The following is a 2,341-nucleotide window of genomic DNA, read 5'->3' as shown; positions in this document are numbered from 1 at the left end:
AGATCAGGCGTGGACAGTGCCCGGCCATCGGCGGCGAACTCGTGCGCCAGCTGCTCCGGCGAGGCGGCGACGTTGTGGAAACGCGCCAGCATGACTAGGCAGGCCAAACCGGTGTCGGTTACCTCCTGAGACTGGCGCCCCGGTTGTTGCTCCAATGTTCAAACCCTCGACAACATCTGCGGATATTCAATGGCCATTCCGGCTTGGAGATATGAGTGCCACTGGGACTTTTGCGCATGCCAGGAAGCTGTCGATCAAGCAACAAACAACCCGTCCGAACTTAACGGGGCGGGAAGTCTGTCTAAATCAACTTAGGGCTGCCAACTTGCAGAAATGACGGGGTCAAGTGCCGCGTGATAGTTACTGGGAAGGCTGGTCTGGCCTGCGGCAGGGGGAGAGAAGGCAGCCATGGCATTAACCAGATTGGCGACTTGCGCATTGCTGAGTGCCAGCCCGTCACTAGCGATGAATTTCTCGATTTGATTGGATGTTCCGGCATTCCAGCCGAATACGGTTATTTTGTCATCGGTACCAATGACACTGATTTCAAGATTACTGCCGACACTCCTGAACCACAACTGATCGTGATCGACGTTATCGAACGATAAGGAATCAGCATTTCCTATGCTGCTATCGATATCGTACAGGGTGTCGACTCCGTCGCCGCGAGCAAAAAAGTAGCTGTCACTGCCAATGCTACCAAACAAGGTGTCATTGCCGGTGCCGCCGATGAGCACGTCGCTACCATCATGTCCAGCCAAACTATCATTGCCCGAGCCGCCAGACAGCCAATCATTCCCTTCAAGCCCCGCCAGCGTGTCGTTACCTAGCCCACCGATTAAACTGTCATTCCCTTCGCGCCCATCAAGATAATCATTACCTGCCAGGCCATCCATACTATCTGCCGAAGCTGTTCCAGCGCGAGTATCATCGAGATCACTGCCTGCCAGAGCACGAGCTTTTAGTTCATCAATATCCCAGACCTCACCACTTTCAAAGCGCACGAACTGCAGTGGGTTTCGCGGGCCGGAAGGGCCGGAGTCTGCAAAGAAACTCCAAATTGCAATGCGATCATTGCTACCTGCAATGGTCAAGTAAAGGGTGGAGCTAACGGAGGTTGTGCGACCTAATACTTGTACTTCGCTACTCAGCACTCCAGGCTTAAACTGAAGTGTATTGCTTTCGCCAGACGGGCTTGGATCGAAAATATGTGCAATGACATCCGCGCCATCGCCATGACCAAAAAGAAAAGTATCATTCCCCTTACCACCATCCAGATAGTCATTGCCCGCGCCTCCCTGCAGGGTGTCGCTCCCATCGCCGCCATGGAGAGAGTCATTGCCTTCATCGCCAATGATGATGTCGTTACCTTCCCTTCCTTCGATACTGTCATGGCCCTGTTTGCCACTTAATGTGTTGTCATTAGTATTTCCGATTAGCACATTGTTCAAGGAATTTCCGGATGCATTAATTGCGACGGAAACATTATGCCCCAGATAAAGATTCTCTATATTCTCCCCGAGAGAGTAATTATTAAAATTAACATACGCTCTGTCTATTCCCTGATGATCGGCGTTTTCTATGATTCTGTCATTGGCGCTCAGAATAACGTATTCGTCGCCTCCGTCCCCGCCGATCAAGGTATTGATTTCGCCCGTTGTATCACTCAGGGTATATTGATCTAGAGCATAAAGTGTATCTTCATCATCGCCGCCGTAGAGTGAATCGTTGCCTTCCCCTCCATATAGGACATCGTTTCCTTCCTGGCCATAAATAGTGTCATTGCCGGCGTCCCCGCTGAGTACATCATCCTCATTTGGTTTTTCCTCAGAGCCCTGAGGGGCAGTCCCCATTCCACCATCGATAAAATCATTGCCATCACCACCATCTATGACGTTAGCAGCGGCATTGCCGATGATGCGATTGTCCTTGCTGTTGCCAATTCCATTAATGGCAGCTGAACCCACCAGAAGCAAGTTCTCTAGGTTTTCCCCAAGAGACCAGTCGACAAAAGACCATGCGGTGTCGATTTCTTCGACACTTATAGTTGTTTCCTCAATAGTGTCTTCAGTATTGTCAATAACATACAAGTCATTCCCGAGTCCGCCAATCAAAGTGTCAGCTCCGGCGCCACCATTAATAGTATCGTCACCGTCCCTGCCACTAATGGTGTTCGCATTGGCGTTACCTATGAGGACATTGTTGCGGTTGTTTCCCGTAGCATTTATAGCCGCGGTGCCGGTGAGCGTCAGTCGCTCTAGATTGGCTCCCAAGGTCCAACTCACGCTGGATTGCACGCTGTCGATTTCGCTCGCCAGGGTACTGGTTTCGCTGATGACGT

2 protein-coding genes are annotated in these 2,341 nt (G+C 51.1%); both read right to left on the bottom strand.

Annotated elements, in window-relative coordinates:
* A partial coding sequence (locus HNP49_RS16855) for a cysteine peptidase family C39 domain-containing protein (RefSeq protein WP_184685173.1) occupies positions 1-155 on the bottom strand: 155 nt, incomplete at its 3' end.
* Positions 156-311: 156 nt separating this feature from the next.
* A partial coding sequence (locus HNP49_RS16850) for a calcium-binding protein (protein ID WP_311772132.1) occupies positions 312-2,341 on the bottom strand: 2,030 nt, incomplete at its 5' end.

This window comes from Pseudomonas fluvialis, from assembly GCF_014207935.1.
Classification (GTDB): domain Bacteria; phylum Pseudomonadota; class Gammaproteobacteria; order Pseudomonadales; family Pseudomonadaceae; genus Aquipseudomonas; species Aquipseudomonas fluvialis_A.
This window is presented reverse-complemented; position numbering and strand designations above follow the sequence as displayed.